General features: G+C 72.3%; 7 protein-coding genes. 4 read left to right on the forward strand and 3 right to left on the reverse strand.

The features are described from left to right. Positions 1-20: 20 nt before the first annotated feature. The gene (locus HII36_RS53355; RefSeq protein ID WP_173531057.1) at positions 21-617 is read right to left on the reverse strand and encodes an NAD(P)-dependent oxidoreductase; all 597 of its coding nucleotides are present in this window, start codon (positions 615-617) and stop codon (positions 21-23) included. 96 nt (positions 618-713) lie between these two features. Between HII36_RS53355 and HII36_RS53360 the strand changes: the two genes are divergently transcribed. From HII36_RS53360 to HII36_RS53370, 3 genes are all read left to right on the forward strand, one after another. Further along, positions 714-1,346, forward strand: a complete 633-nt coding sequence (locus HII36_RS53360; RefSeq protein WP_173531058.1) for a PadR family transcriptional regulator — start codon at positions 714-716, stop codon at positions 1,344-1,346. Positions 1,347-1,477: 131 nt separating this feature from the next. After that, positions 1,478-1,888 carry an SgcJ/EcaC family oxidoreductase gene (locus tag HII36_RS53365; protein WP_173531059.1) on the forward strand — a complete coding sequence of 137 codons (411 nt, stop codon included), beginning with the start codon at positions 1,478-1,480 and terminating at the stop codon, positions 1,886-1,888. Then, positions 1,885-2,292 carry a hypothetical protein gene (locus HII36_RS53370; protein WP_173531060.1) on the forward strand — a complete coding sequence of 136 codons (408 nt, stop codon included), beginning with the start codon at positions 1,885-1,887 and terminating at the stop codon, positions 2,290-2,292. Before HII36_RS53365 ends, HII36_RS53370 begins: the two co-directional genes overlap by 4 nt. Before the next feature lie 45 nt (positions 2,293-2,337). On the opposite strand, the gene HII36_RS53375 is transcribed toward HII36_RS53370, so the two are convergent. Continuing rightward, complete coding sequence (locus HII36_RS53375; protein ID WP_173531061.1) at positions 2,338-3,075, reverse strand: ABC transporter permease; 738 nt, start codon at positions 3,073-3,075, stop codon at positions 2,338-2,340. After that, positions 3,065-3,874, reverse strand: a complete 810-nt coding sequence (locus HII36_RS53380; protein WP_236005159.1) for an ABC transporter ATP-binding protein — start codon at positions 3,872-3,874, stop codon at positions 3,065-3,067. Before HII36_RS53380 ends, HII36_RS53375 begins: the two co-directional genes overlap by 11 nt. Positions 3,875-3,924: 50 nt before the next feature. Between HII36_RS53380 and HII36_RS53385 the strand changes: the two genes are divergently transcribed. Then, positions 3,925-4,542 (forward strand): TetR/AcrR family transcriptional regulator, encoded by a 618-nt coding sequence (locus HII36_RS53385; RefSeq protein WP_217371083.1) that lies wholly within the window; start codon positions 3,925-3,927, stop codon positions 4,540-4,542. The last annotated feature ends 184 nt before the right edge of the window (positions 4,543-4,726 follow it).

Consider the following 4,726-nt stretch of genomic DNA (forward strand, 5'->3'; position numbering starts at 1 on the left):
GGCCTATCGGGCGTGGTCGGTCAGGTGGGGCCGCAGATGCCCAGTGCCTTGCCGATCAGCGTCGGGTCCTCGACGGTGTCGAGCAGCGCCATCGCGTAGTCGGCACGCGAGAGCCGCATCGCCCCGCCGGTCGCGTCGGCCTCGAAGTCGACGTGCACCCGCCCGGCCGGCGGCTTGTCGTCGAGCCTGGTGCCCCGCGCGATGCTCCAGTCGAGCCCGCTGACCTGCAGCATGCCCTCCGCCCGCGCCAGGTCCACGTAGGCGGCGCGGAAGAACAGCCAGGCCAGGGTGACCGCGAGCCGGGGACGAGTGGCGGGCACGGACCGGCTGCTGGTCATCACCACGCGCCGCACGCCGTTGTCGCGCATCGCGGTGATGAGCGTGCCGACGATCCCGCTGCCGCCGACCGCGGCGATGACGGCGTCCTGCCCGTGCACGGCCGCGCGTACGGCGTCCAGGTCGTGCGCGTCGCCCTGGTGCACGCCCGCCAGCGCGCCCCGCTCGGTGAGCAGTTCGGGACGGCGCGCGAACGCGGTGATCTCATGCCCGCGCCGGACCCCCTGCGTGAGCACGTGCTTGCCGGTCCGCCCGGTCGAGCCGATGACCAGGATCTTCATGACGCCGCCTCCTCTTATGGCATTTTGCACTATGGCGTGATGCAAGCCTGCCCTGAGGAATGGGTATAGTGCAAGTTGCAATATGGAAGGGGGACGATGGCACGACGACCCGACCTGGTCGGCCTGACCGTGCTGGCCATGCTCTCGCTGCGGCCCGGCCATCCGTACGAGCTGCATCGATTCATCGTCGACACGCACAAGGACTACGTGACGGGGCTGCCCAGAAGCCTCTACCACGCGGTCGACAAGCTCGCCGCGGAAGAGCTCATCGTGCCGGTCGAGACCAGCAGGGAGGGCCGCCGTCCGGAACGAACGATCTACGAGATCACCGACGAGGGCCGGCGCGAGCTGGCCAGCAGGCTCCGGTCGCTGCTGGAGAACCCCGCGCACGAGCGGCGCACGTTCACCGCCGCCGTCTCGCTCATCGGCGTCCTGCCGGTGCCCGACGCGCTGCGGGCCCTGCGCGCCCGTGCTGCGGCCATCGACGGCACGCTCACCGGCATCGACGGCCACCTCAAAGCGCTCAAGGACGGCGGCCTGCCCGAAGTGCTGACCATCGAACTCGACTACGAGCGGGCCCTGTACGAGACGGAACTGGCCTGGGTCAGACGGCTCGTCGCCCGGCTGGAGTCGGGCGAGCTCGGCTGGTCGGGCATCGTCAACCGCGACCTGCTCGAAGAGGTGCTCGACGAGTCAGGCAAATCGCTCGACGAGTCGGACGAATCATGAGAAGGCGGCTGCCAGGGTGCGCCAACACCCTGACAGCCGGACATCCGAACAAGGCGCCTGCCCTGCCTGGAGTCGCATCCCCAGGATAGGCGCCGCGACCATCAGCAAGACCATCAGCGAGGAGTCGCGCCATGTCCGAAAGCACGCACATCACCACCTTGCTCACCCGATTGGCCGAGGCCTGGAACGCCGGCGACGCCACCGCCTACGCCGCGCTCTTCACCGAGGACGCCGACTACATCTCCTTCGACGGCACCCTCACCCGCGGGCGGGCGGCCATCGAGTCCACGCACCGGTGGCTCTTCGAGGGGCCGCTCAAGGGCTCCACCATGGCCACCGGCGGCGGCGCGCCCACCATGGCCACCGGCGGCGGCGCGCCCATCGTGAAGCCGCTCGCCGACGGCGCGGTGCTGGTGATCAGCGAAGGCGGCACCGCGCTGCCCGGCGGGCCGCGGCGCGCGTCGATCGTCACCTTCACCGCGGTCCGCGCCTCCGGGGAGTGGCTGTTCGCCTCCTTCCAGAACACGCGGGCGGCGGCATGACGGAGAAGACGCTGATCACCGAGGTCGCCGGGATCGTGGCGGCCCCGCCCGCCCAGGTCTGGGCCACCCTCACCACTGACCTGCTGCCCGGGGACGCGCTGCCGGCCGACGGCCGTCGCTTGACCGTCCAGGACGCCCCCGGCCACACCTCCACCGTCGAGGTGGGCGGCCACACCGTCTCCTTCCAGGGCGGCTGGTGGTATCGGGGCGAATGGAGCGTCGAACCGCATCCGCAGGGGGCGCTGCTCGTCCACCGCGTCTTCAACGTCGCGCGGTGGTGGCGGTGGGGGGTGCCGCTCGCCAACCGCATGTTCATCGGGTACGCCGACACGACGCGCGCGGCCTTCCTGGAACGCCTCACCGGCCTGGGCGACCGCCTGGGCTGCACCACCCACCCAGCCTGACAGCCTGACGGCCAGCCATCCCCGCGCCGGCGGAGTCCAGGGCCGTCACGCCGTGACCGAGCGGCCCCAGCCCTTCCTGAGCCGGTGACACGCGAAGGCCCCGGCGGCGAGGCCGAGCCCGGTCAGCACGGCCGCCGGGCGCAGCGTGCCGCCGGCGTCCCCGCGGACGGCGGCCTGCAGCATCGTCGTCGCCCAGTATCCCGGCGAGATCGGCGCGACGTCCTGCGCCCACGGTGGCAGCATGGCGAGCGGCACGAGCGCGCCGCCCAGCGCGCTCACCGACAGCGCGCCCACGTTGCACAGCGCGGTCAGCTCGCCGTGGCCGCGAACCACCGCGCCGACCGCCGTGCCCACGCCGAGCAGCGCGAAGCACCACGCGGCCACCGCCGGCGCCAGCAGCCACCCGCCGGACGGCCGCATGCCGATCGCCAGCACCCCGTACCCGAGCAGCACGGCCTGTTGCAGCGCGAGCACCGCGAAGACCGGCAACGACTTGCCGATCAGCAGTTCCGTGACGCCCGCGCCGGCCGTCCTGACACGGTTCCAGGTGTGCCAGACGCGCTCGGTGAGCGTCGCCGTGGCCACGTCGGCCATGGCCAGGGTGGAGAACATCACCAGCAGGCCGGTGACGGCCTGGGTGGTGTCGCCCATCATGGTCTCGAAGACCAGCATGAGCACCATGGGCATGACGATGTAGCTGATCAGGTGCGCCGGGTCGCGCCGGCGCAGCAGCGCGTTGTGCCCGGCCAGCACGGCGATGCGGTACAGCCGATCACGAGGCACGGGACAGCTCCCGGTACAGGTCGTCCAACGACGGCCGGCGGATGTCGATCTCGCGCACCGGCCGGTCGAGCCCGCGCAGCAGCTCGGCCAGCGCGGCGGTGGGATCGCTGGTGGTGAGCCTGAGCTCCGTGTCGTCGAGCAGCACCCGGACCTCGCCGGGCAGCCCGTTCAGCAGTTCGGCGCCGGTGCCCCTGGCGATCACCCGGCCGTCCTTGGCGACCGCGATCGTGGCGCCGAGATCGCTCAGCTCGGGCAGGTAGTGGGTGCAGTAGACGACGGCCGCCCCGGCGTCGGCCCGCCGCCGCACGGCGGCCAGCAGCGCGGCCCTGGTCTCCGGGTCGGCGCCGACGGTCGGCTCGTCGAGCAGCAGCACGTCGGGACGGGCGATCAGGGCGGTGGCCGCCTGGGTGCGGCGCTGCTGGCCGCCGGACAGGACGGCGATCCGCCGGTCGAGCACGTCCGTCAGCGACATTTCCGCCGCGACGTCGTCGATCGCCCTGGCCAGCGCCTGACGGCGGAGCCCGGCCAGCCCGCCGAAGAGCCGCAGCGTCTCGCGCACGCTCGTGCTCGGGTAGAGCGCGAGCTGTTGCGGAGCGGCGTCGAGCCGGCCCTCGATCCGGACGTCTCCCGCATCGGGGACGACGAGCCCGGCCGCGATCTCGAAGAACGTGGTCTTGCCCGCGCCGTTGTGGCCGACCAGACCTGCGATTTCACCCGGTTCCACGTGGAGCGAGAACCCGTTCAGGGCGCTCACCTCTCCGTACCGCTTGACCAGGCCGTTCGCGCTCAGCATGAGCATCAGCCTCCTCAGTCTACGGTGTAGACTAATCTACAGCGTAGACTGAGGCCGTGCGGAAACTCAAGACCTCGCGGCAGCCGGAAATCCTCGACGCCGCCCTCGCCATCGCCGACGAACGCGGGCTCGACGCGCTGTCCATGCGCGCGGTCGCCGAACGCGTCGGCGTGACACCCATGGCGCTCTACGGCTACTTCCGCAACAAGGACGAACTGCTCGACGGGCTGGTCGGCCGCCTGCTGACCGGCCTCGTGCCGGACGAGCCCGCCCCCACCTGGGAGGCGCGGCTGAGCGAGATGGCCTGGGGGGTGCGGCGGGTGGCCCGCGCGCACCCGGCGGTCTTCCCGCTGCTGCTGTCGCGGCCCTCCGTCTCGCCCGACGGCGTGCGCGTGGTCGACCTGATCTACCAGGCGCTGCTGGACGCCGGGGTGCCGGAGGCCGACGTGCCCAGGATGGAGCGGCTGCTCGGCACGTTCGTGCTCGGGTTCGCGCTGTCGGAGGTGAACGGGCGGTTCACGGCCGCCTCGGACCGGACCAGGTCGCGTCGCGGGCAGGGGGAGTTTCCCGCGCATCGGCGGCTGGCGGCGCATCTGGACCGGCCGAGCGACTGGGACGCGGAGTTCGCCGCCGACCTGGCGGACCTCCTGCACCTCATCCGCCCATCAACCTGACCGCTCGCCCGCGCGCCGCGCCGGCCGGGCTCGCCGTGAGCGCCTACCCGCGTGTCATGGCGGCTGTGCCGGCCGCGTCACCTCCACGCACTTGAGACGTCCTGCCGGCTTTGCCGGCCGCGCGCCGTCACCTCCACGCACTTGGGACGTCCCGCCAGCTCGCCCCCCACCCGCCAATCGCTCC

Source organism: Nonomuraea antri (assembly GCF_013283785.1).
Classification (GTDB): domain Bacteria; phylum Actinomycetota; class Actinomycetes; order Streptosporangiales; family Streptosporangiaceae; genus Nonomuraea; species Nonomuraea antri.